This is a genomic window from Aeromonas sp. R2-1, from assembly GCF_040908425.1.
GTDB lineage: Bacteria > Pseudomonadota > Gammaproteobacteria > Enterobacterales > Aeromonadaceae > Aeromonas > Aeromonas caviae.
The window spans coordinates 121,165-143,855 of record NZ_JBFODR010000042.1; the positions used below are offsets into that span (position 1 = coordinate 121,165).

The 22,691-nt window shown below is 59.0% G+C and carries 22 protein-coding genes and 2 tRNA genes; 19 read left to right on the plus strand and 5 right to left on the minus strand.

Features of this window, described 5'->3' with window-relative positions:
- The first annotated feature begins 138 nt into the window (after positions 1-138).
- The gene (gene greA, locus AB5Y80_RS15785) at positions 139-615 is read left to right on the plus strand and encodes a transcription elongation factor GreA (protein ID WP_010675378.1); all 477 of its coding nucleotides are present in this window, start codon (positions 139-141) and stop codon (positions 613-615) included.
- 47 nt (positions 616-662) lie between these two features.
- On the opposite strand, the gene AB5Y80_RS15790 is transcribed toward greA, so the two are convergent.
- Both AB5Y80_RS15790 and yhbY read right to left on the minus strand, forming a co-directional pair.
- A complete protein-coding gene (locus tag AB5Y80_RS15790; RefSeq protein WP_103259668.1) occupies positions 663-1,256 on the minus strand; it encodes a PilZ domain-containing protein in 594 nt (197 codons plus the stop codon).
- A 105-nt stretch (positions 1,257-1,361) separates the two neighbouring features.
- Positions 1,362-1,658: a ribosome assembly RNA-binding protein YhbY gene (gene yhbY / locus AB5Y80_RS15795; RefSeq protein WP_010675376.1), complete on the minus strand. Its 297-nt coding sequence runs from the start codon at positions 1,656-1,658 to the stop codon at positions 1,362-1,364.
- Between the two features lie 97 nt (positions 1,659-1,755).
- Between yhbY and rlmE the strand changes: the two genes are divergently transcribed.
- From rlmE to AB5Y80_RS15875, 16 genes are all read left to right on the plus strand, one after another.
- Positions 1,756-2,385, plus strand: a complete 630-nt coding sequence (gene rlmE / locus AB5Y80_RS15800) for a 23S rRNA (uridine(2552)-2'-O)-methyltransferase RlmE (protein WP_010675375.1) — start codon at positions 1,756-1,758, stop codon at positions 2,383-2,385.
- Between the two features lie 45 nt (positions 2,386-2,430).
- Entirely contained in the window at positions 2,431-4,383 is a 1,953-nt protein-coding gene (gene ftsH / locus AB5Y80_RS15805) for an ATP-dependent zinc metalloprotease FtsH (RefSeq protein WP_042865085.1), read from the plus strand.
- A gap of 84 nt (positions 4,384-4,467) precedes the next feature.
- Positions 4,468-5,313, plus strand: coding sequence for a dihydropteroate synthase (gene folP, locus AB5Y80_RS15810; protein ID WP_253584482.1), 846 nt, complete (start codon positions 4,468-4,470; stop codon positions 5,311-5,313).
- Between the two features lie 18 nt (positions 5,314-5,331).
- Positions 5,332-6,666 carry a phosphoglucosamine mutase gene (gene glmM / locus AB5Y80_RS15815; protein WP_039040289.1) on the plus strand — a complete coding sequence of 445 codons (1,335 nt, stop codon included), beginning with the start codon at positions 5,332-5,334 and terminating at the stop codon, positions 6,664-6,666.
- A 131-nt stretch (positions 6,667-6,797) separates the two neighbouring features.
- Positions 6,798-7,562, plus strand: a complete 765-nt coding sequence (gene tpiA, locus AB5Y80_RS15820) for a triose-phosphate isomerase (protein WP_048207072.1) — start codon at positions 6,798-6,800, stop codon at positions 7,560-7,562.
- Positions 7,563-7,889 (plus strand): preprotein translocase subunit SecG, encoded by a 327-nt coding sequence (gene secG, locus AB5Y80_RS15825; protein WP_010633113.1) that lies wholly within the window; start codon positions 7,563-7,565, stop codon positions 7,887-7,889. It abuts the gene before it with no gap.
- 7 nt (positions 7,890-7,896) lie between these two features.
- A tRNA-Leu gene (locus AB5Y80_RS15830) sits at positions 7,897-7,981 on the plus strand.
- A 91-nt stretch (positions 7,982-8,072) separates the two neighbouring features.
- Positions 8,073-8,149, plus strand: a tRNA-Met gene (locus AB5Y80_RS15835).
- 166 nt (positions 8,150-8,315) lie between these two features.
- Positions 8,316-8,774: a ribosome maturation factor RimP gene (gene rimP, locus AB5Y80_RS15840; protein WP_048207078.1), complete on the plus strand. Its 459-nt coding sequence runs from the start codon at positions 8,316-8,318 to the stop codon at positions 8,772-8,774.
- Positions 8,775-8,788: 14 nt separating this feature from the next.
- A complete protein-coding gene (gene nusA / locus AB5Y80_RS15845; protein ID WP_039040286.1) occupies positions 8,789-10,291 on the plus strand; it encodes a transcription termination factor NusA in 1,503 nt (500 codons plus the stop codon).
- A 20-nt stretch (positions 10,292-10,311) separates the two neighbouring features.
- Positions 10,312-13,014, plus strand: a complete 2,703-nt coding sequence (infB, locus tag AB5Y80_RS15850; RefSeq protein WP_043153231.1) for a translation initiation factor IF-2 — start codon at positions 10,312-10,314, stop codon at positions 13,012-13,014.
- A gap of 55 nt (positions 13,015-13,069) precedes the next feature.
- Positions 13,070-13,504 (plus strand): 30S ribosome-binding factor RbfA, encoded by a 435-nt coding sequence (gene rbfA / locus AB5Y80_RS15855; RefSeq protein WP_010675366.1) that lies wholly within the window; start codon positions 13,070-13,072, stop codon positions 13,502-13,504.
- Position 13,505: 1 nt separating this feature from the next.
- Positions 13,506-14,456, plus strand: a complete 951-nt coding sequence (gene truB / locus AB5Y80_RS15860) for a tRNA pseudouridine(55) synthase TruB (protein WP_041215670.1) — start codon at positions 13,506-13,508, stop codon at positions 14,454-14,456.
- 135 nt (positions 14,457-14,591) lie between these two features.
- The gene (gene rpsO, locus AB5Y80_RS15865) at positions 14,592-14,861 is read left to right on the plus strand and encodes a 30S ribosomal protein S15 (protein ID WP_010675364.1); all 270 of its coding nucleotides are present in this window, start codon (positions 14,592-14,594) and stop codon (positions 14,859-14,861) included.
- A gap of 180 nt (positions 14,862-15,041) precedes the next feature.
- Entirely contained in the window at positions 15,042-17,180 is a 2,139-nt protein-coding gene (pnp, locus tag AB5Y80_RS15870; RefSeq protein ID WP_029314766.1) for a polyribonucleotide nucleotidyltransferase, read from the plus strand.
- A gap of 142 nt (positions 17,181-17,322) precedes the next feature.
- On the plus strand, positions 17,323-18,534 hold the full coding sequence (locus tag AB5Y80_RS15875; protein WP_368173171.1) for an MDR family MFS transporter: 1,212 nt from the start codon (positions 17,323-17,325) through the stop codon (positions 18,532-18,534).
- 3 nt (positions 18,535-18,537) lie between these two features.
- On the opposite strand, the gene AB5Y80_RS15880 is transcribed toward AB5Y80_RS15875, so the two are convergent.
- Positions 18,538-18,891 carry a DsrE/DsrF/TusD sulfur relay family protein gene (locus AB5Y80_RS15880; protein ID WP_010675361.1) on the minus strand — a complete coding sequence of 118 codons (354 nt, stop codon included), beginning with the start codon at positions 18,889-18,891 and terminating at the stop codon, positions 18,538-18,540.
- A 160-nt stretch (positions 18,892-19,051) separates the two neighbouring features.
- Between AB5Y80_RS15880 and AB5Y80_RS15885 the strand changes: the two genes are divergently transcribed.
- Positions 19,052-19,444, plus strand: a complete 393-nt coding sequence (locus AB5Y80_RS15885) for a DUF1090 domain-containing protein (protein WP_039041125.1) — start codon at positions 19,052-19,054, stop codon at positions 19,442-19,444.
- Between the two features lie 204 nt (positions 19,445-19,648).
- Here the strand turns inward: AB5Y80_RS15885 and AB5Y80_RS15890 are convergent, their stop codons facing one another.
- Both AB5Y80_RS15890 and yegQ read right to left on the minus strand, forming a co-directional pair.
- A complete protein-coding gene (locus tag AB5Y80_RS15890; RefSeq protein ID WP_010675358.1) occupies positions 19,649-19,897 on the minus strand; it encodes a YfhL family 4Fe-4S dicluster ferredoxin in 249 nt (82 codons plus the stop codon).
- 1 nt (position 19,898) lies between these two features.
- The gene (gene yegQ, locus AB5Y80_RS15895; RefSeq protein WP_010675357.1) at positions 19,899-21,263 is read right to left on the minus strand and encodes a tRNA 5-hydroxyuridine modification protein YegQ; all 1,365 of its coding nucleotides are present in this window, start codon (positions 21,261-21,263) and stop codon (positions 19,899-19,901) included.
- A gap of 443 nt (positions 21,264-21,706) precedes the next feature.
- Between yegQ and AB5Y80_RS15900 the strand changes: the two genes are divergently transcribed.
- Positions 21,707-22,633: a L,D-transpeptidase family protein gene (locus AB5Y80_RS15900; RefSeq protein WP_041212511.1), complete on the plus strand. Its 927-nt coding sequence runs from the start codon at positions 21,707-21,709 to the stop codon at positions 22,631-22,633.
- The last annotated feature ends 58 nt before the right edge of the window (positions 22,634-22,691 follow it).

A 22,691-nucleotide genomic window follows, 5' to 3' on the forward strand; every position in this document is an offset into this window, starting at 1 on the left:
CCAAAGCGGGATCCCGCTCGCAGGGGCTGACATGGATTTTGTGGCGGCTTCATATTAAGATGCCCCATCCGAACCGACAGCTGCGGCTCTCTTTTGATTGCCGCAGCTTCTCTTTATAAAGCAACCCAGGTTTCGACTATGAATCATACTCCGATGACTGTTCGCGGCGCTGAAAAGCTGCGTCAAGAGCTCGATTATCTCAAGACCGAGCTGCGTCCCCAGATTATCGAAGCGATTGCTGATGCCCGTGAACATGGCGATCTGAAAGAAAATGCCGAATACCATGCCGCCCGCGAGCAGCAGGGTTTCTGTGAAGGCCGCATTCAGGAAATCGAAGGCAAGCTCTCCAATGCCCAGATTATCGATGTCACCAAGATTGCCAACAATGGCCGCGTCATCTTCGGCGCAACTGTGACCCTGCTCAAAAGTGAAACGGAAGAGGAAGTGGTCTACCGCATCGTGGGAGACGACGAGGCAGACATCAAGCAGAACATGATCTCCGTGAACTCCCCCATTGCCCGCGCCCTGATCGGCAAGGAAGTGGATGACGTTGCCATCGTCAAGACGCCGGGTGGCGATGTGGAGTACGAGATCCTGGAAGTTGCCTATCTCTGATTGAACGGCGGGGAAAGAGACAGGGGAGCCGGGCTCCCCTGTTGTCTTTAGTCACCCTGATAGGCCTGGACGAAGGCGTCCTGGTGGCGCTGGAAGAGCCAGTCCCGCAATTGTTCCTGATCCTCCTTGCCCAGTCGGAACTGGACGGCCCAGTCATGGTGATGTTGATTGGCATCCACGTGCCTGATGAGGGTGCCTGTCATGGCCAGGGGAGGGAGATCCTCGATGCGAAGGTATCCGCCAAGTGGATCTCCCTTGGCAGAGGAGTCCGGCAAGCCGGCCACGATGAGACCGCCAAGGGAGAGGCTGTATACCTCGTACTCCGCGTCTTCGGTGCAGAGCACGGCCTTTTCGTCGAGTCGCCAGGCGCGCAGATGGGGCGAACCCAGCTCGGTAATGGTCGGCGCGGCGATGCGCAGCTCGGTGTGGCCCTCCTCTGCCTGGGTGCAGTGGAGCGGGAAACGCAATTGGTAGCCGGCGATGCGGGCTTCGAGTGTCAGAGGCTTGGCTCGCTGCAACAGGCTTTGGAGAGGAAGGGGCAGGGTGCCGCGCAGGTATTGGCTGGTGGCAATGTCTTCATCGTTTCCCAGGTCCCGCAGCATGGCCAGTTCTTCATCGGTGAGGAGCTGATGCTTGTCCATAGTGGGTGTCCGCGACTATTCATCGCAGGTTAAGGGCCTGACCACTATTTTGGCAAGCGACTTGGGAAGAAGGGAAATGAAGGAAAGAGCGAATGCTCTTTCCTGTTACTTGCGCGGCAACTGGATCTTGGGCTCTTTGGCCTGACGGTAGATGGTCAGTACATGGCCCATGCTCTGTACCTTGATGGCGCCGGTCTCGCGAACGATGGCATCCATCACCAGCTGTTTCATCTCACGATCTTCAGACGCAACCTTAACCTTGATCAGCTCATGGTGGTTCAGGGCCAGATCGATCTCGGCCAGCACCCCTTCGGTCAGACCGTGTTGTCCCAGCAGGACGACCGGCTTCAGACTGTGGGCCAGGCCCTTGAGATACTGTTTCTGTTTATTGTTGAGAATCATGGCAATTTCTTCATAAGTCAGGGTTGAAAGGGGCGTATTCTACCCCCACTTAGCCCTTAATACTAATAACCCTTGTGGTTTTTTAAAGTCGACAATCATGACCCAGAAAAAACGTTCCCCCAGTTCAACCCGCTGGTTAAAAGAACATTTCGACGACCAATACGTCAAGAAAGCCCAGAAGTTGGGACTGCGCTCTCGCGCCGTTTTCAAGATCGATGAGATCCAGGGCAAAGACCGGCTGCTCAAGCCGGGGATGACGGTAGTGGACCTGGGGGCTGCTCCCGGTGGCTGGTCCCAATTTGCCATCGACCAGGTTGGTGACAAGGGGCGCGTCATTGCGTGCGATATTTTGCCGATGGATTCCATTGCCGGTGTCGATTTCCTGCAAGGGGACTTTCGGGAGGAAACTGTACTCGGCGCCTTGCTGGAGCGAGTCGGCCCCGACAAGGTGGATGTCGTCATGTCGGACATGGCGCCCAACATGAGCGGGACCCAGCAGGTGGATCAGGCCCGTGCCATGTACCTGGTGGAACTGGCGCTGGACATGTGCAATCAGGTCCTGAGCAGTAATGGCAGTTTTGTAGTCAAGGTGTTCCAGGGGGAGGGGTTTGATGCCTATCTCAATGAAATACGTAGACTTTTCTCTGTCGTCAAGATTCGAAAACCAGACTCGTCCCGTGCCCGTTCACGAGAAGTCTACATTGTGGCTACCGGTTTTAAACTGTAGTACCCTAACCCTCATCGTTAACTGTCAGTCTGCGAGGTCATTGATTTGAGTGACATGGCGAAAAACCTAATCCTGTGGCTGGTCATCGCCGTCGTGCTGATGTCGGTGTTCAATAGCTTCAGCCCCAGCGATACCACCAGTCGCCAGCTGGACTATTCCAGCTTCGTGAAAGAAGTGACCCAGGAGCAGATCCGTGAAGTGCGGATGGATGGCAAGGTCATCAATGGCGTCAAGCGCACCGGTGAACGTTTCACCACCATCATTCCTGCGCCGGATCCCCAACTGCTCAACGACATGCTCAACCATAACGTCAAGGTGATGGGTGAGAAGCCGGAAGAACCGTCCCTGATCACGTCCATCTTCATCTCCTGGTTCCCGATGCTGTTGTTGATCGGTGTCTGGGTCTTCTTCATGCGTCAGATGCAGGGCGGTGGCGGCAAGGGTGCCATGTCGTTCGGCAAGAGCAAGGCTCGCCTGATGAGCGAAGATCAGATCAAGACTACCTTCGCCGACGTAGCCGGTTGTGACGAGGCAAAGGAAGAGGTCAAGGAGCTGGTCGACTATCTGCGTGACCCGACCAAATTCCAGAAGCTGGGTGGCAAGATCCCGACCGGCGTCCTGCTGGTAGGTCCTCCTGGTACCGGTAAGACCCTGCTGGCCAAAGCCATTGCAGGCGAGGCCAAGGTGCCGTTCTTCACCATTTCAGGTTCGGACTTCGTGGAAATGTTCGTGGGTGTCGGTGCCTCCCGGGTGCGTGACATGTTCGAACAGGCCAAGAAATCCTCCCCCTGCATCATCTTCATTGATGAGATCGATGCGGTCGGTCGCCAGCGTGGCGCCGGTCTGGGTGGTGGTCACGACGAACGTGAGCAGACCCTGAACCAGATGCTGGTTGAAATGGATGGTTTCGAAGGCAACGAAGGCATCATCGTCATCGCCGCCACCAACCGTCCCGACGTACTGGATCCTGCGCTGCTGCGTCCGGGTCGTTTCGACCGCCAGGTCGTGGTCGGCTTGCCGGATGTTCGCGGTCGTGAGCAGATCCTGAAAGTGCATATGCGCAAGGTACCGCTGGCGGATGACGTCAATCCGGCGCTGATTGCCCGTGGTACCCCTGGTTTCTCCGGTGCCGATCTGGCCAACCTGGTGAACGAGGCTGCCCTCTTCTCTGCTCGCGAGAGCCGCCGAGTGGTCTCCATGCTGGAGTTCGAAAAGGCGAAGGACAAGATCATGATGGGGGCGGAACGTCGCTCCATGGTGATGAAAGAGTCCGAGAAGGAGATGACGGCCTATCACGAAGCAGGTCACGCCATTATTGGTCGCGTGGTGCCGGATCATGATCCTGTCTACAAGGTCTCCATCATTCCGCGCGGTCGTGCGCTGGGTGTGACCATGTACTTGCCGGAGCAGGACCGCTGGAGCCACTCCAAGCAGCATCTGGAGTCCATGATCTCCAGCCTGTATGGTGGTCGTCTGGCGGAAGAGTTGATCTACGGTGCCGAGAAGGTGTCGACCGGTGCATCCAACGACATCGAACGTGCGACCGACATTGCCCGCAAGATGGTCACCCAGTGGGGCATGTCCGAGCGTCTCGGCCCCATGCTTTACGCAGAAGAGGACGGTGAAGTCTTCCTCGGCCGCAGCATGGCCAAGGCCAAGCACATGTCTGACGATACCGCCCGCATCATCGATGCCGAGGTCAAGCAGGTCATTGATCGCAACTACGATCGTGCCAAGCAGATCCTGCTGGACAACATGGATGTGCTGCACACAATGAAAGATGCGCTGATGAAGTACGAAACCATCGATGCCAAGCAGATCGATGATCTGATGGCGCGTCGCGAAGTGCGTGCTCCCAGCAACTGGCATGATGAGCACGGTGACACCCCGCAAGGTGGTGCCAGCGTGAACAACGGGCCGGAGGCCAAGGCGCCGGCTGAAGAGGGCAATGCACCTCTGAGCGACATCGACAAGGCGAACGATGTCCCGGCCAAATAAGTTGCCATGATACAAACCCCGGGCTTGCCCGGGGTTTTTCTTTGCACGAAGAGTTTGCCGCTCTTGTTGGAGGTAGTTGAAGCAATGCAGTTAATCAGTAAGGGACGTACCCTTTCTCTCGACCGTCCCCATGTCATGGGCATTCTCAATGTGACGCCGGACTCCTTTTCAGATGGTGGCCGCTTCAAGCAGATCGATCTGGCGTTGGGTCATGCCCGCGACATGGTGGCCGATGGGGCCACCCTTATCGATATAGGTGGCGAGTCGACCCGCCCGGGCGCCCCCGACGTGAGCGAGCAGGAGGAGCTGGACAGGGTCATCCCCGTGGTGGAGCGCATGGTCGCCGAGCTGGATGTGATGATCTCCCTCGATACCTCCAAGGCGATTGTCATGCGGGAGGGTTGTGCTGCAGGTGGTCACCTCATCAATGATGTCCGCGCTCTGCAAGAGCCGGGAGCGCTGGGCGCGGCGGCCGAGGCTGGCGTACCGGTATGCCTCATGCACATGCAGGGGCAGCCCCGTACCATGCAGGTGGAGCCGCACTATGACGATTTGCTGGGGGAGGTGAGAGCCTTCTTTGACGAGCGGATTGCCGCTTGTCTGGGGGCTGGTATCCCGCGTGAGCATCTGGTACTGGATCCAGGCTATGGCTTTGGCAAGACGCTGGCGCACAACTATCAGCTGCTGGCACAGCAGGCGTCACTGCTCGATTACCAACTTCCGCTCTTGGTGGGCATGTCACGAAAGTCTATGATAGGCAACCTGCTTGACCGCCCGGTAGCCGAGCGGTTGGCTGGTAGTCTGGCCTGTGCCCTGATCGGGTTGCAACATGGCGCCAGGATCATCCGGGTGCACGACGTGCGGGCCACCATGGATGTCTTGCGTACAGGCTGGATGACCATGACGGGACAAGATTTCATATCCAAATAGAAAAACGAGAAACAGACAATGACCAGAAAGTACTTCGGCACCGACGGCGTGCGCGGCAAGGTGGGTGAATACCCGATCACCCCGGATTTCGTCATGAAACTCGGCTGGGCCGCCGGCAAGGTGCTCTCCAAGAAAGGGACCAAGAAGGTGCTGATCGGCAAGGATACCCGTATCTCCGGTTACATGCTGGAGTCGGCACTGGAGGCGGGGCTCTCCGCCGCCGGTCTCAAGGCCATACTGATGGGACCCATGCCCACCCCGGCAGTTGCCTACCTGACTCGCACCTTCCGTGCCGAAGCCGGCATCGTCATCAGTGCATCCCACAACCCCTATTACGACAACGGCATCAAGTTCTTCTCCGCCGACGGCACCAAGCTGCCCGATGATGTCGAGCTGGCCATCGAAGCCGAGCTCGACAACGAACTCAAGTGCGTGGAGTCCGCGGAGCTTGGCAAGGCGCAGCGCATCGATGATGCGGCTGGTCGCTACATCGAATTCTGCAAGAGCACCTTCCCCTCCAATCTGAGCCTGGAAGGGCTGAAAATGGTGGTGGATTGCGGTCATGGTGCCACCTACCATATCGCCCCTTCCGTCTTCCGCGAGCTGGGTGCCGAAGTCATCGCCATCGGCTGCAGCCCGGATGGGCTCAACATCAATGACGGCGTCGGTTCCACCGCACCGGAGGCGCTGGCCGCCAAGGTCCAGGAATGCAAGGCCGATCTCGGCGTCGCCTTCGACGGTGACGGCGACCGTCTGGTGATGGTGGACAGCACAGGTTACATCATCGACGGGGATGAGATTCTTTACATCATCGCCCGGGATGCCTTGCGCCATGGCCGCCTCAAGGGCGGTGTTGTGGGCACCCTGATGGCCAACATGGGGCTGGAGCTGGCACTTCAGACCCTGGGCATCCCCTTTGCCCGTGCCAAGGTGGGTGACCGCTACGTGCTTGAGATGATGAACGAGAAGGGCTGGCGCATCGGGGGCGAAAACTCCGGTCACATCATCTGCCTGGATCAGACCACCACGGGGGATGGTATCGTCGCCGCCCTGCAGGTGCTGACGGCCATGCGCAGTGCCGAGATGCCGCTGGCCAAATTGCGTTCGGGCATGAGCAAGTTCCCGCAAGTGCTGGTCAATGTGCGCTTCGCCGAAGGCAAGGATCCGCTGACCTCCAGTGCCGTTCAGCAGGAAGTGGCGGCAGTGGAGCAGGAACTGGCCGGCCGTGGCCGGGTGCTGTTGCGCAAATCCGGCACCGAGCCCCTGATCCGGGTCATGGTCGAAGGTGAACACGAACAGCAGGTGCGCGATATGGCAGAGCGCATCGCCAAACAGGTCGAGTCGGCGTTTTAATGAACAACCAAGGCGGCTTTTTAGTCGCCTTGGTTGTATCTTGTTCAAACGATTCGAAAATTTGAAAATAGCACTTGTCAGCTGAGCATCCTCTGGATATTATCAGCCCCGCTTTCGCAAGGGAGTTGCCGATGGGACATCGCAAGCCGTTTGTAGCAGCCAACTGGAAGTTACACGGTAGTAGGTCGCAGTTAGAGCAGTTTACGAGTCAGTGCACAGAGCGCATTGATGAAGACGTAGATGTGGTCTTGTGTCCATCCCATGTGCATCTCGGTTTCACGGCCGAACTGCTCGGTGAGCAGGGAAGAGTGAAGCTGGGGGCTCAGAACGTGAGCCAGCACAGACAAGGCGCTTATACGGGTGAAATCTCGTGTGAGATGCTGGTCGAGGCAGGTTGCCGATATGTACTTGTTGGCCACTCCGAGCGCAGGCGTCTCTTTGGTGAGACCAGTTTTATCGTCGCAGAGAAGTTTGCGGCAGTCAGAGCAGCAGGTCTGATACCCATACTTTGTCTGGGTGAGTCAGGAGCAGCGAGGCAGGCAAGAAGAACCTTCGAGGTGATTGCCGAGGAACTGGACATCGTCATAGAGAAAAATGGCGCGATGGCTTTCGATAATGCTATCATCGCCTACGAGCCAATCTGGGCTGTAGGTACAGGTAAATGCGCCACACCCGAGCAGGCACAAGAGGTTCATTCCTTTATTCGCGGTCGCTTGGCGGAGGATACTCCGGTAATAGGTGAGAAAGTCAGAATCATCTATGGTGGGAGCGTGACACCGGCCAATGCACAAGATTTGTTTGCGCAGTCCGATATTGATGGCGGTCTGATAGGCAGGGCAAGTCTTGATGGCGAGGCGTTTTTAGGAATAGTTGAAGCGGCAAAGGGTGCAAGTTAAATGTACGAGATTCTTTTGGTCGTTTATCTGCTGGTATCGCTGGCTCTGATTGGTCTGGTGATGATTCAGCAAGGTAAAGGGGCTGATATGGGCGCCTCCTTCGGCGCAGGGGCATCGAATACTGTGTTCGGCTCCGGTGGTTCAGGCAGTTTCCTGACCCGCACAACAGCGATTTTGGCTACTCTGTTTTTCTTGATTAGTCTGGTTCTGGGTTCCATGTCCAGCAACAAGGTCAAACAGGGTAGTGAATGGGAAAATCTGCAACAGACTCAACAAGTTGAGCAGAGCAAAGCGCCAGTGAAGAAAGATACTGACGTTCCCGAATAAGAGTTTTGCCGTGGTGGTGGAATTGGTAGACACGCTATCTTGAGGGGGTAGTGCTCTAGGGTGTGCGGGTTCGAGTCCCGCCCACGGCACCAATTAAGCAGTGAACCCGGGTAACCGGGATGTTATAGCCGCTGAGTCTTGTCTCACGAGAGTGAAGTGGCTATAATCTCGCACGATTTCGGACGCGGGGTGGAGCAGCATGGTAGCTCGTCGGGCTCATAACCCGAAGGTCGTCGGTTCAAATCCGGCCCCCGCAACCAAATTTCACGCATTTCCTACGCTCAGGAAGGCGGTCGCTGCGAGGCGACAATCAGGGTAAAGCGCCAAGCCCCGATTTGACATCGGGGCTTTTTGTTATGTGCAATTTACTCTGAATCTATTTCTATCTGGGCTATATGCCCTTTTTTCGTTTTTCGGAGGGTGACTTTGGCTACGTTGGAACAACGTTTGACCGATCTGCTCGAGGCTCCGGTCGTTGCCTTGGGTTTTGAACTGTGGGGTATCGAGTTTATCCGTGCGGGTAAGCACTCGACCTTGCGCGTTTTCATCGACTCGGAGCAAGGCGTGACGGTGGAAGACTGTGCCGAGGTGAGCCGCCAGGTCGGCGCCATCATGGATGTCGAAGATCCCATCACCGAGGAGTACTACCTTGAGGTGTCTTCCCCGGGTCTGGATCGTCCACTGTTCAAGGTCGCCCAGTTCGAAAAATACGTTGGCCAGGAGGCGGCGGTAACGCTTCGGATGGCAACAAACAACCGCCGCAAGTTCAAAGGCGTAATCAAAACCGTGCAGGGGGACATGATCACTCTGACGGTAGATGGTAAGGACGAGGTGTTGGCTTTCACCAATATCCAAAAAGCGAACATAGTGCCGAACTTTGGTTAACGAGGCTATCGGATATGAATAAAGAGATTTTGCTGGTCGTTGACGCTGTGTCCAACGAGAAGGCTGTCCCCCGCGAGAAGATTTTCCAGGCTCTGGAGACTGCGCTGGCGACTGCGACCAAGAAAAAATACGAAGGCGAGATTGAAGTGCGTGTCGAGATCGATCGCAAGACCGGTGACTACGACACCTATCGCCGTTGGGTCGTGGTAGCCGATCAGGCTTCCATGGAGAACCCGTACGGGGAAATCACTCTCGAAGCCGCTCAGATCGAGCAGCCGGATATCCAGATCGGCGACTATGTTGAAGACCAGATTGACTCTGTGACCTTCGACCGTATCACCACCCAGACCGCCAAGCAGGTCATCGTGCAGAAAGTGCGCGAGGCCGAGCGTTCCCAGGTCGTTGACCAGTTCAAGGACAAGGAAGGCACCATCATCAGCGGCGTGGTCAAGAAGAGCAACCGCGACAACGTGATCCTGGATCTGGGCAGCAATGCCGAAGCCGTGATCTTCCGTGACGACATGCTGCCCCGTGAGACCTTCCGTCCCGGCGACCGTATCCGTGGCCTGCTCTACGCCGTGCGTCCGGAAGCCCGTGGTTCCCAGCTGTTCGTCAGCCGCTCCAGCCCGGACTTCCTGAAAGAGCTGTTCCGCATCGAAGTGCCGGAAATCGGCGAAGAGATGATCGAAATCATGGGCGCCGCCCGTGATCCGGGTTCCCGCGCCAAGATCGCGGTGAAGACCAACGATCGTCGTATTGACCCGATCGGTGCCTGTATCGGCATGCGTGGTGCCCGCGTTCAGGCCGTCTCCGCCGAGCTGAGCGGTGAGCGTGCCGACATCGTGCTGTACGATGACAACCCGGCCCAATACGTGATCAACGCCATGGCGCCAGCCGATGTGGCCTCCATCATCGTCGATGAAGACAACCACACCATGGACATCGCCGTGGAAGCAGCCAACCTGGCCCAGGCCATCGGCCGCAACGGTCAGAACGTGCGTCTGGCCTCCCAGCTGACCGGTTGGGAACTGAACGTGATGACCGTCGAGGACATGCGTGCCAAGCACCAGGCCGAGAACGACCGCATCCTGACGCTGTTCACCAGCACCCTCGATATCGACGACGATTTCGCCGGCCTGCTGATGGAAGAGGGCTTCTCCACCCTGGAAGAGATTGCCTTCGTCCCGGTCAACGAGCTGCTGGCCATCGACGGTCTGGATGAAGACATGGTCGAAGAGCTGCGCAAGCGTGCCAAGGATGCCCTGACCACCAAGGCCCTGGCCAAAGAAGAATCCTTTGAAGGCGTCGAGCCTTCCGAAGAACTGCTCAATCTCTCCGGCCTCGGCCGTGAAATGGCCTATGCCCTGGCCGCTCGCGGTGTCGGCACCCTGGAAGATTTGGCAGAGCAAGGTATCGATGACCTTGCCGACATCGAAGAGTTGACCGCCGAGAAGGCTGGTGAGCTCATTATGGCTGCTCGCAATATCTGTTGGTTCGGAGAAGAGCAGTCTGAATAAGGTCAAACGGAGGAAAATGAATGGCAGAAGTATCAGTTAAGCAACTTGCCACTGACATCGACACGCCGGTTGATCGTCTTCTCCAGCAGTTTGTCGATGCCGGCATCGTGAAGAGCAAGGCCGACGACATGGTCAGCGAGTCTGAGAAACAGACTCTGCTGGCACATCTGAAGAAACAGCATGGAGGTGACGAGGTCACCGCACCTGCTCGCATGACCTTGCAGCGCAAGACCAAGAGCACTCTGAGTGTTCAGGGGACTGGTGGCAAGAACAAGGAAGTGCAGGTAGAAGTGCGCAAGTCTCGCACCTATGTAAGACGCTCGGCGCTGGAAGATGAACAGCGCCAGGCGGAAGCCGAGGAAACAGCGCGTTTGGAAGCAGAAGAAAAAGCTCGTCGCGAGGCCGAAGAGAAGGCCCGCCTCGACGCTGAAGAGAAGGCTCGCCGTGAGGCTGAGCAGGCTCGTCGTGAAGCTGAGGAAAAGGCGCGGATCGAGGCACAACAGAAGGCTCGACAGGCTCAACAGCCCGCCAAAGCAGCCGGTAGCACAGCTCAGCAAGAGGCAGAAAAGATGGCCAAGCGCGAAGCAGAAGAACTGAAGCGCCAACAGGAACAGACAGCTTTGCAAAAAGCTGAAGAACTCGCCGCGAAGAAAGCCGAAGAGGCTCGCATCATGGCGGAACAGAATGCGGCCCGCTGGGCTGAAGAAGAAGCGGCTCGCGCCAAAGAGAGCAGCGATTACCATCTGACCACCAACAAGCACGCGCAAGCGGCCGAAGATGAGTTGGATCGTAAGGAAGAGACCAGCCGTCGCACGGCTGCCGCTGCCAAGGCGCCGAAGAAAGTCGGCCGTCGCGAAGACGACCGCAATGACCGCAACTCCCGCGATCCCCGTGCCCGCAAAGGCAAGCGTGGCAAGATGGCCATGCCGAACGCCATGAAACACGGCTTCAACAAGCCGGCTGCCGTGGTCAACCGTGACGTCGTCATCGGCGAGACCATCACAGTGGCGGAGCTCGCCAACAAGATGGCCGTCAAGGGCGTTGAAGTCATCAAGGTGATGATGAAGATGGGTGCCATGGCCACCATCAACCAGGTGATCGACCAGGAGACCGCTCAGCTGGTCGCCGAGGAGATGGGTCACAAGGTAGTGCTGCGCCGTGAGAACGAGCTGGAAGAGGCGGTACTTAGCGATCGTGACGAGACCTCCGAAGCCAAGCCGCGTGCGCCGGTCGTGACCATCATGGGTCACGTCGACCACGGCAAGACCTCGCTGCTGGACTATATCCGTAAAGCCAAGGTCGCCGCGGGCGAAGCCGGTGGCATTACCCAGCACATCGGTGCGTACCACGTACAGACCGACAGCGGGATGATCACCTTCCTGGATACCCCGGGTCACGCGGCGTTTACCTCCATGCGTGCTCGCGGTGCCAAGGCGACCGACATCGTGGTGCTGGTTGTTGCAGCTGACGACGGCGTGATGCCGCAAACCATCGAAGCTATCCAGCACGCCAAGGCGGCCGGTGTGCCGCTGGTTGTTGCGGTGAACAAGATCGACAAGCCTGAAGCGGATCCGGATCGCGTCAAGACCGAGCTGGCCCGTTACAACGTCATGTCCGAAGACTGGGGTGGCGATTGCCAGTTCGTGCACGTCTCCGCCAAGTCTGGCGAAGGCATCGACGACCTGCTGGAAGCCATCCTGATCCAGGCCGAAGTCCTGGAGCTGAAAGCCGTGGTTGACGGCATGGCCAACGGCGTCGTGATCGAATCCTTCCTGGATAAAGGTCGTGGTCCGGTTGCCACCGTGCTGGTACAGGAAGGTACTCTGCGTCAGGGCGACATCGTGCTGTGCGGTCTCGAATACGGCCGGGTGCGCGCCATGCGTGACGAACTGGGTCGCGAGATCAAGGAAGCAGGTCCCTCTCTGCCAGTGGAAATTCTGGGTCTGTCCGGTGTTCCCTCTGCCGGTGACGAAGCCACGGTCGTGCGTGACGAGAAGAAAGCCCGTGAAGTGGCGCTCTACCGTCAGGGCAAGTTCCGCGAAGTCAAGCTGGCTCGCCAGCAGAAGGCCAAGCTGGAAAACATGTTTGCCAACATGACCGAGGGCGAAGTGTCCGAAGTGAACGTGGTGATCAAGGCCGATGTACAAGGCTCTGTGGAAGCGATCTGCGATGCGCTGGTCAAACTCTCCACCGACGAAGTGAAGGTGAAGATCGTGGGTTCCGGCGTAGGTGGCATCACCGAAACCGACGCGACCCTGGCCGCGGCTTCCAGCGCCATCCTGGTGGGCTTCAACGTCCGTGCCGACGCTTCTGCGCGCAAGGTCATCGAATCCGAGAGCCTGGATCTGCGTTACTACTCCGTCATCTATGACCTGATCGACGAAGTGAAGCAGGCCATGAGCGGCAAGCTGGCTCCTGAGTATCGTCAGGAGATCATCGGTCTGGCTGAAGTGCGCAGCGTCTTCAAGTCGCCGAAGTTCGGCGCCGTTGCCGGCTGTATGGTTACCGAAGGTGTGGTCAAGCGTTCCAACCGCATTCGCGTTCTGCGTGACAACGTGGTTATCTATGAAGGCGAGCTGGAATCCCTGCGCCGCTTCAAGGATGACGTCAACGAAGTTCGCAACGGCTACGAGTGTGGTATCGCGGTCAAGAACTACAACGACGTGCGTGAAGGCGACCAGATCGAGGTGTACGAGACCGTTGAAATCCAGCGGACTCTGTAAGCCGAGCGTTAGACAAAATAGGGGGCCGCGGCCCCCTTTTATCGCAGGATAGAATATGGCCAGAGAATTCAGCCGGACCCGTCGGGTCGGGCAGCAGATCCAGCGTGAAATCGCGCTGATCCTGCAGCGCGAGGTGAAAGACCCGCGCATCGGCATGGTGACCGTCTCCGACGTGGAGGTCTCCAAGGACCTCAACTATGCCAAGGTTTATGTCACCTTCTTGCAACTGGAGAATGACGCCGAGCGCATCAAGGAAGGGCTCAAGGGCCTGACCGAGGCTGCCGGTTACATCCGCAGCCTGCTGGGCAGCGCCATGCGTCTGCGGGTGGTGCCCGAGCTGCGTTTCTACTACGATCAGACCCTGGTCGAGGGGATGCGCCTCTCCAACCTGGTGACCAACACTGTGCGTGAAGACAAGCGTCGCATGACTGAAGCCGGTCGTGACGAAGAGCAATCCGCACCGGATGACACGACTGAGGATAACGCCTGAGATGTCTCGTAGACGTCGTTTCAAAGGCCGTGACGTACACGGCATCCTGCTGCTGGACAAACCGACCGGCCTGACTTCCAACGATGTGTTGCAGAAGGTCAAGCGGATCTACAACGCCGCCAAGGCTGGCCATACCGGCGCCCTGGACCCCCTGGCCACCGGCATGTTGCCGATCTGCCTCGGGGAGGCCACCAAGTTCTCCCAGTATCTGCTGGAAGCGGACAAGCGCTATGAGGTGACCGCCAAGCTGGGCGAGCGCACCAATACCAGCGACTCCGACGGCGAGGTGGTCTCCACCCGCCCGGTGAACGTGGCCGTGGGTACCCTGATCGAGGCGCTGGACCAGTTCCGCGGCCCCATCATGCAGGTGCCGTCCATGTACTCCGCCCTCAAGCACAACGGCCGCCCGCTCTACGAATATGCCCGTGAAGGGATCGAGATCGAGCGGGAAGCCCGTCCCATCACCATCTTCGAACTCAAGCTGCTCGGCTTCGAGGGGAACGAGGTGAAGCTGGAAGTGCATTGCAGCAAGGGTACCTATATCCGCTCCCTGGTGGACGATCTGGGGGAAGTGCTGGGCTGTGGCGCTCACGTCACCCAGCTGCGTCGCACCCAGGTGGCCAGCTACCCCTACGAGCGGATGCTGACCCTGGAGCAGCTCGAGTGTATCTTCGAGCAGGCCAAGGCCGAAAGCATTCCGCCACGGGAGCAGCTGGATCCCCTGCTGCTGCCGATGGACACCGCCGTGGCCTCTCTGCCCGAGGTGAACATGCTGGTCGCCGTGGCCGCCTATGTGAACCAGGGTCAGGCCGTGCAGGTGGCAGGTAGCCCCCAAAGCGGCCAGGTCCGCATGACGGTTGGCCCGGAGCGCGAATTCATCGGGGTTGGCGAGATCGATGACGAGGGGCGCGTGGCGCCCAAGCGTCTGGTTCGCTACCACGACGAGGAGTGATCCTCAGGCGGTATCGGTCTGTCACGCGTCTTTCCCGTTGCGAAAAGGGGCGGGGACGATTATGATACCGCCCTCATTTCACGGCTGAATTAGAGATTGGCTGTGAACCTTTAAACACTCTACTGGAGTAATACCATGTCTCTAAATGCTGAGATCAAAGCTCAAATCGTTGCCGACAACGCTCGTGGCGCCAACGACACCGGTTCCCCCGAAGTGCAAGTTGCCCTGCTGACTGCCCAGATCAACCATCTGCAAGGTCACTTCAAGGAGCACGCCAAGGATCACCACGGTCGTCGCGGTCTGCTGCGCATGGTTTCCCAGCGTCGTAAGCTGCTGGACTACCTGAAGCGTAAAGACGTTCAGCGTTACGCTGCTCTGATCGCCAAGCTGGGTCTGCGTCGTTAATCGACCATCAGATTTCGCAAAAAAGGGGAACCGCGAGGTTCCCCTTTTTTATTGCCCGTTTCAAACAGGATGCAGGCCGTTGCCTGCCTCACAGAATTGACGTCCGCGCTTACCTTTTGATGCGAATCAAGTATACTTGCACGCGAATTTAAAGCGCCAAATTGTTAAAAGGAAATTCACGTGAATCCTATTGTAAAGTCATTCCAGTACGGTCAACACACCGTCACACTGGAAACTGGTGTGATGGCCCGTCAAGCCACTGCGGCCGTCATGGTCAGCATGGACGATACCTGTGTCTTCGTGACTGTCGTTGGCAAGAAAGAGGCCGATCACGGCCGTGATTTCTTCCCGCTGACCGTCAACTATCAGGAGCGTACCTATGCTGCTGGTCGTATCCCGGGTGGTTTCTTCCGTCGTGAAGGCCGTCCGAGCGAGGGTGAGACCCTCATCTCCCGTCTGATCGACCGTCCCATCCGTCCGCTGTTCCCGGAAGGCTTCCTCAATGAGGTTCAGGTGGTTGCCACCGTCATGTCCGTGAACCCGGCCGTTTCTCCCGACATCGTTGCCATGATCGGTGCCTCCGCGGCCCTGGCCATCTCCGGCATCCCGTTCGGCGGCCCGATCGGTGCAGCCCGCGTGGGTTACATGAACGGCCAGTACGTGCTGAACCCGACCACCACCGAACTGCCCCAGAGCGATCTGGATCTGGTGGTTGCCGGTACTGCCAATGCGGTGCTGATGGTGGAGTCCGAAGCGGCCATCCTCTCCGAGGAGGTGATGCTGGGCGCCGTGGTCTACGGTCACGAGCAGATGCAGACCGTGATCAACGCCATCAATGAATTCGCTGCCGACGTCGGTACCAAGCCCTGGGACTGGACCCCGCCTGCCGTCAACGAAGCGCTGAAAGCCAAAGTTGCCGAACTGGCCACAGCTGAGCTGGGTGAAGCCTACCGTATCACCGAGAAGGCTGTTCGCTACGAAACCATCGCTGCCATCAAGGGCCGCGTGGTCGAGCAAGTCATCGCATCCGGCGTGGAAGAAGATGCCAAGAAGATCGGCGAAGAGTTCCACAGCCTGGAGAGCCGCATCGTCCGTGGTCGCGTAGTACGTGGTGAGCCGCGTATCGACGGTCGCGATCCGGAAATGATCCGCGCCCTCTCCGTCGGTACCGGCATCCTGCCCCGTGCCCACGGTTCTGCCCTGTTCACCCGTGGTGAAACCCAGGCCATCGTGGTGGCCACTCTGGGTACCGAGCGTGACGCCCAGAACATCGACGAGCTGACCGGCAACCGCGCCGATCGCTTCATGCTGCACTACAACTTCCCGCCCTACTGCGTCGGCGAGACCGGCATGATGGGCAGCCCGAAGCGTCGTGAAATCGGTCACGGCCGTCTGGCCAAGCGCGGCGTTGCTGCCGTGATGCCGAGCGCCGCCGAGTTCCCGTACGTGGTGCGCGTGGTCTCTGAAATCACCGAATCCAACGGCTCCTCCTCCATGGCGTCTGTCTGTGGTTCCTCCCTGGCGCTGATGGATGCCGGTGTGCCGATCAAGGCCTCCGTTGCCGGTATCGCCATGGGTCTGGTGAAGGAAGAAGAAGGTTTCGTCGTGCTGTCCGACATCCTGGGTGACGAAGATCACCTGGGCGACATGGACTTCAAGGTAGCCGGTACCAGCGAAGGTGTGACCGCGCTGCAGATGGACATCAAGATCGAAGGCATCACCAAAGAGATCATGGAGATTGCGCTGAAGCAAGCTCGTGGCGCTCGTCTGCACATCCTGAAAGTGATGGACGAAGCTATCCAGGCTCCCCGTGCTCAGATCTCCGATTTCGCCCCGCGCATCCACACCATCAAGATCAATCCTGAGAAGATCAAGGACGTGATCGGCAAGGGTGGTTCCGTGATCCGTGCACTGACCGAAGAGACCGGCACCAACATCGAGCTGGATGATGACGGTACCGTTCGCATCTCCGCTGTGGCCAACGAAGCCGCCATGGAAGCGATCCGTCGCATCGAGGCCATCACCGCCGAGATCGAAGTGAACCGCATCTACGAAGGCAAGGTCGTGCGCCTGGCTGACTTCGGCGCCTTCGTCAACATCCTGCCGGGTAAAGACGGTCTGGTGCATATCTCCCAGATCACCGATGCCCGCGTGCAGAACGTGGCCGACTTCCTGAAAATCGGCGACGTGGTGAAGGTGAAGGTACTGGAAGTGGACCGTCAGGGCCGTGTGCGTCTCTCCATCAAGGAAGCGAACGCACCGACCGAAGCGGCTGCTGCTCCTGCTGCCGTTGCCGTCGAGGAGCCGGCTGCCGAATAAGGCTGCCGTATGTGAAAGAGCCGACCCTTGGGTCGGCTTTTTTGTGCCTGCCGCCCGGCATGGTGCAGATTGTCTCCTTGTTCCTTTTGGTGCCCCTTGATATAAGGGACGACCCCGCTTCGTTGGCAAAAGGAATTGCAGCATGTCATGGGCCTACCTCAGGCAGTTTCCTTCCCTGGTCTGGATCGTCATCCTGGGCACTTTCATGGTGCGTACCACCTTCTTCATGGTCTGGCCCTTTCTCTCCATCCTGCTCTACCGTGACTACGGACTTTCGGCGACCCTGATAGGCGCCATCCTGGGGGCCACGGCGGCGCTTTCCACTCTCGTCAGCTTCTATGGCGGCTGGCTCTCGGACAAATGGGGGCGGCGCAACATCCTGCTGTTCGGCTGCCTGGTTTCCGCCGCCAGCGTGGCCCTGCTCGGCCTCTCCCACCAGGTGGGCTGGCTGGCACTCGGGGTGATCGGCAGCGGACTCTCCTACGGGCTCATCGACGCACCGGGCAAGGCACTGATGGCCGACAATCTGGCCGAGCCCAAAGCCCGTGAGCTGGCGCTGCACCTGCGTTATTTCCTGCTCAACCTGGGGGCGGCCATCGGTCCTCTGCTCGGCGTCACCTATGGCCTGAGCGCGCGTCAGGAGACCTTCCTGTTGCTCAGTGCCAGCTATCTGCTGCTTGGCATGGTCTTTGTCATCGGGTTCAGGCTGGCGGGTTGCCACACCAGCCAGGCGGCCGGGCCCGGCATGCGGGCTGTGCTGCGGGTGCTCTGGCAGGACAGGGGGTTTCTGCTGCTGATCATGGCCAATCTGCTGCTGATGCTGGTCTACGCCCAGTTCGAGTCGCCCCTCATCCAGTATCTGACCCGCGCGGGGACGCCGGAGGTGGAGCGGCTCGTCGGCTGGCTGGTGACGACCAATGCGCTGACCATAGTGATGCTGCAGTTCCCCCTGCTGCACCTGACTGCCCGCTGGTCCACGCGGCGCAAGCTGCAACTCGGGGTGGCGCTCTTTCTCGGCGCCCAGTTGCAGTTTGCGCTGGGGGATACCGCCATCTGGTGGCACTGGATAGTGGCGGTGATCCTCTTGAGCGTCGGGGAGTGCATCCTCTTCCCCTTGCTCAATGTGCTGATCGATCAGATGGCGCCTGGTCATTTGAAGGGGAGCTATTTCGGGGCGGCCTCCATCTCCGGACTCGGGGTGGCCATGGGGGCCTTGCTGGGAGGCTGGGTGCTGGCCCACTGGGGCGGGAGCTGGCTTTACGCCCTGATGGCGCTGCTCTGCCTGGTGATCCTGATGCTCTATGGTCTGAGTACCCGGACCTCGCGCCCTGCGCTGGTCCGGGCCGGGCCCTGACGGCTAGAAGGTCAGCACCTTGTCGGCGGCCAGAGTCCATTGGGCAAGCAAGGGGAGGGTGCCTATCTCTATGCCCTCGACAAGGGGTAGCGGGGTGATGCCGCGCGCATCGGTGCAGCTCTTGCAAAGCCGGATCCGGGTGCCCTGAGCCAGCAGTATCTCCAGCATCTGGCGCAGGTTGTAGCCCTCGGCCGGAGCCTGCCCGGCCAGAGCAGCAGTGACGGCATCCGACATCAGGAAGAGGTTGAGGTCTACCTTTCCCTCCTCTTTGAGGGCGATGCCGAGGCGCAGGGCATTGAACAGGGACTCGCTGCCATAGGGGGCGCCGTTGGCAATGATGAGAATGTGTTGGGTCATGTGGCTCTCCTGATTGAAAGGGCCATTGTAGCCTCGGCGAAAGCGGCCCGGCATGATGCAGAGCACACTCTGTCGTAGCCCGGCCCCGTGTGTCTTGACCTCACACAGGGAGTCAGGTCTCATGGACGGCCATCCAGTATGACAGAGCAAAGAGGTTGTTATGTGGAAGATCGCCGGAATAGGCTTATTGTTGTTGGCCGGACAAGCCTATGGTAGTGAAAACATCGGCTGCAAGGCCAGACAGCAGGCCGTGACGGATCAGCTTGCGTTCGCCAGGGCGCACAACAACCAGGAGCAGGTAGCCGGCCTTGAGCGGGCACTGCGCAACCTGGAGGCCCATTGTACCGATGCCGGGCTCCTTGAGGAGCAGCAACGCAAGGTGGTCAAGCAGAGGGAAGAAGTGGAAGAGCGGCTGGCCGAGTTGCAGAGCGCACGGGTATCGGGCAAGCCGGACAAGATTGCCAAGAAGCAGTCCAAGCTGGAGGAGTCCCAGGCCGAGTTGCTGGAAGCCCAGCGCGAACTCGAGGCGCTGCAAAAACTGGTCAAACCCTGAGGGAAGGGCAGCGCAATAGAAAAAGCCGGGCATGCCCGGCTTTTTCTATTTCTGGATAATGCGCCCGCGAGTGTCAGACGCTGACTGCCTGTGCATCCGCACGAATTTCTCCATCAGCTGATCTTCGGTTTCCACCCTATGGACGGGATCCCGGAGGATGCCGTCCATGGGGCGCAGACGCTGATGCAGGTGCAGGTGCTACAGCTACTGCCTGTGCATCCGCACGAATTTTTCCATCAGCTGATCTTCGGTCTCCACATGGGCGGGATCCCAGATGATGCAATCGATGGGGCAGACGCTGATGCAGGTCGGCTTCTCATAGTGGCCGACGCATTCGGTGCAGCGATCCGGGTCTATCTCGTAGATCTTGCTCCCCAGGGTGATGGCCTGGTTCGGACACTCCGGATCGCACATGTCACAGTTGATGCACTTGTCGGTGATGAGCAGTGCCATCTCAGGCCGCCGAGTGAGGTTGACGGGTATCCTCTCGCTCGCCGAGATTGCGCAGCAGGATGCCGTAATTCACGTCGATCTCCTTGGGAACCGGCACGTAGACCACGTGGCCGTTACCCGGTGCGGTGTCGATGAGCTCGCCCTTGCGGTTCTGCATCTGCTCCAGGTTGAAGCTGAGGTTGCCTTGGGGGGTCATCAGCTCCAGGCTGTTGCCCAGCAGGAACTTGTTCTTCACCTCGACTTCGACCATGTCACCGTTGCGACCGGTGATCTCGCCGACGAACTGCTGGGTGTCGGAGACGGAGTAACCGTAGTCGTAGTTCTGGTATTCGCTGTGGTTGTGACGGCGCAGGAAGCCCTCGGTGTAGCCGCGGTGGGCCAGGTTCTCGAGGGTGCCCATCAGGGTCGGATCGAACGGACGGCCAGCCACCGCATCGTCGATGGCCTTGCGATAGACCTGGGCGGTACGGGCGCAATAGTAGAAGGACTTGGTACGGCCTTCGATTTTCAGGGAATGAACGCCCATTTTGGTCAGGCGCTCGACGTGCTCGACAGCGCGCAGATCCTTGGAGTTCATGATGTAGGTGCCGTGCTCGTCTTCAAACGCAGTCATGAACTCGCCCGGGCGGTTGGACTCCTCCAGCAGCACCAGGGCATCGGTCGGCTTGCCTGCGCCCAGGGTCGGATCCACCTTTTGCACGGCGATGGGCTCCTGGCGGTGGACGATCTGGCCCACGTCATCTTCCTTGCCCTCGTGCACCTTGTACTCCCAGCGGCAGGAGTTGGTGCAGGTACCCTGATTGGGGTCACGCTTGTTGATGTAGCCGGAGAGCAGGCAGCGGCCGGAGTAGGCCATGCACAGCGCCCCGTGGACGAAGACTTCCAGCTCCATCTCCGGCACCTGCATGCGGATCTCCTCGATCTCGTCGAGAGACAGCTCGCGGGAGAGGATGGCACGGGTCAGGCCCATCTGATGCCAGAACTTCACCGTGGCCCAGTTGACCGCATTGGCCTGCACCGAGAGGTGGATAGGCATGTCGGGGAAGGCTTCGCGCATCATCATGATGAGGCCGGGATCGGACATGATGAGTGCATCCGGCTTCATATCCACCACGGGGCGCATGTCGCGGATGAAGGTCTTGAGCTTGGAGTTGTGGGGCTGGATGTTGGCCACCACATAGAACTGCTTGCCGAGGGCATGGGCCTCGTTGATGCCGAGCTGCAGATTCTCGTGATCGAATTCGTTGTTGCGTACCCGCAGGCTGTAGCGCGGCTGGCCCGCATAGACGGCGTCTGCGCCATAGGCATAGGCGTAGCGCATGTTCTTGAGGGTCCCGGCAGGGGAGAGCAATTCTGGTCTGAACATGTTGGACTCTTTTATCTGATTGCAAATCAGGACGGCGCCACCTGATGGCGTCGTGTGGGTTCATCGGTGGCGCGACCGTCTTCGACGCACGGCCATCCGATGGGGGTACATCGGAGCAGGAGGTGACTCAATACTCCGGATATACGGGGTGCGAGATTGTACTCGTGACCGCCTCGTCATGCAATTTGGGACGACCCTGGCATACCTGCGTCATGTTCATTTTACGCTCAGACTGGGGTTGCTAGAGTGCAAGGGGTGAAAGATGCCCCCGAGTTGGCAGTGAAATGGATCTTTTCGGCGAAAAAGACCATCTCCAAGTTGAAATTTTGCCCTGCTCGGGAAAGAATGCGCGCTCGGTTGTTGGTCCCCGGTGACGGGCCCACAAGAGACCGATGATGAGCAGGGCAAAGGCCCACAGGAACAGGAAACCATACAGGAATTTTATGAATCCCCTTCGCATTGCCGCTTCGGCTCTTTTATGTACGCTGGCGCTGGTCAGCCAGCAGGCCGCCGCCGTTGAATACCAGCTGCCTGCGGCCAACAGCCGCCTGATCGGTGAGAACCAGGAATACGTGGTGCCCGCAGACAACCGTCCGCTGGAGCAGATCGCCTCCGACTTCCAGCTGGGTCTGACCAACATCATGGAAGCCAACCCGGGCGTCGACCCCTACCTGCCCAAGGCGGGCAGCACGCTGATCATTCCCCATCAGCTGATCCTGCCCAACGCTCCCCGCGAAGGGATCGTCATCAACGTGGCGGAGATGCGTCTCTACTACTACCCGAAGGGCAAGAACGTGGTGCATGTGCTGCCCATCGGCATAGGCCAGCTCGGGGTCAACACCCCGGAGAACTGGATCACCAAGGTTGAGCGCAAGCGTGCCAACCCGACCTGGACCCCGACCGAGAACATCCGTCGCCGCTACGCCGCCCAGGGCAAGACCCTGCCCGCGGTCTGGCCGGCCGGCCCGGACAACCCCATGGGCCTGCATGCGCTCTACATCGGCAACCTGTACGCCATCCACGGCACCAACGCCACCTTCGGCATCGGTCTGCGGGTGAGCAGCGGCTGCGTGCGCCTGCGCGCCGACGACATCAAGTACCTGTTCGATCACGTGCCGGTCGGCACCCGCGTCCAGTTCGTCAACCAGCCGGTCAAGACCACGGTCGAGCCGGATGGCGGTCGCTACATGGAAGTGCACGAGCCGCTGTCGCGCACCGAGGAAGAGTTCAACTCCACCGCCTCCGTGCCGCTGCCCATGACCCCGGCGACCACCCGCTTCATCGCCCACGCTGACAGCGATTCCAACGTGGTCAAGCAGGTGCTGGAACAGCGTACCGGCATCCCGACCCGCCTCAATCCAGAGGCGTAATGGCCGGCAAGTGCAGTTAAACAACAACGGCGACCTGATGGTCGCCGTTGTTGTTTCC

Excerpts from the sequence above, each read along its gene's own strand:
- greA (WP_010675378.1), top strand. The coding sequence starts at position 139 with ATGAATCATACTCCGATGACTGTTCGCGGCGCTGAAAAGCTGCGTCAA.
- AB5Y80_RS15790 (WP_103259668.1), bottom strand. The coding sequence starts at position 1,256 with ATGGACAAGCATCAGCTCCTCACCGATGAAGAACTGGCCATGCTGCGG.
- yhbY (WP_010675376.1), bottom strand. The coding sequence starts at position 1,658 with ATGATTCTCAACAATAAACAGAAACAGTATCTCAAGGGCCTGGCCCAC.
- rlmE (WP_010675375.1), top strand. The coding sequence starts at position 1,756 with ATGACCCAGAAAAAACGTTCCCCCAGTTCAACCCGCTGGTTAAAAGAA.
- folP (WP_253584482.1), top strand. The coding sequence starts at position 4,468 with ATGCAGTTAATCAGTAAGGGACGTACCCTTTCTCTCGACCGTCCCCAT.
- glmM (WP_039040289.1), top strand. The coding sequence starts at position 5,332 with ATGACCAGAAAGTACTTCGGCACCGACGGCGTGCGCGGCAAGGTGGGT.
- tpiA (WP_048207072.1), top strand. The coding sequence starts at position 6,798 with ATGGGACATCGCAAGCCGTTTGTAGCAGCCAACTGGAAGTTACACGGT.
- secG (WP_010633113.1), top strand. The coding sequence starts at position 7,563 with ATGTACGAGATTCTTTTGGTCGTTTATCTGCTGGTATCGCTGGCTCTG.
- nusA (WP_039040286.1), top strand. The coding sequence starts at position 8,789 with ATGAATAAAGAGATTTTGCTGGTCGTTGACGCTGTGTCCAACGAGAAG.
- infB (WP_043153231.1), top strand. The coding sequence starts at position 10,312 with ATGGCAGAAGTATCAGTTAAGCAACTTGCCACTGACATCGACACGCCG.
- rbfA (WP_010675366.1), top strand. The coding sequence starts at position 13,070 with ATGGCCAGAGAATTCAGCCGGACCCGTCGGGTCGGGCAGCAGATCCAG.
- truB (WP_041215670.1), top strand. The coding sequence starts at position 13,506 with ATGTCTCGTAGACGTCGTTTCAAAGGCCGTGACGTACACGGCATCCTG.
- rpsO (WP_010675364.1), top strand. The coding sequence starts at position 14,592 with ATGTCTCTAAATGCTGAGATCAAAGCTCAAATCGTTGCCGACAACGCT.
- AB5Y80_RS15875 (WP_368173171.1), top strand. The coding sequence starts at position 17,323 with ATGTCATGGGCCTACCTCAGGCAGTTTCCTTCCCTGGTCTGGATCGTC.
- AB5Y80_RS15880 (WP_010675361.1), bottom strand. The coding sequence starts at position 18,891 with ATGACCCAACACATTCTCATCATTGCCAACGGCGCCCCCTATGGCAGC.
- AB5Y80_RS15885 (WP_039041125.1), top strand. The coding sequence starts at position 19,052 with ATGTGGAAGATCGCCGGAATAGGCTTATTGTTGTTGGCCGGACAAGCC.
- AB5Y80_RS15890 (WP_010675358.1), bottom strand. The coding sequence starts at position 19,897 with ATGGCACTGCTCATCACCGACAAGTGCATCAACTGTGACATGTGCGAT.
- yegQ (WP_010675357.1), bottom strand. The coding sequence starts at position 21,263 with ATGTTCAGACCAGAATTGCTCTCCCCTGCCGGGACCCTCAAGAACATG.
- AB5Y80_RS15900 (WP_041212511.1), top strand. The coding sequence starts at position 21,707 with ATGAATCCCCTTCGCATTGCCGCTTCGGCTCTTTTATGTACGCTGGCG.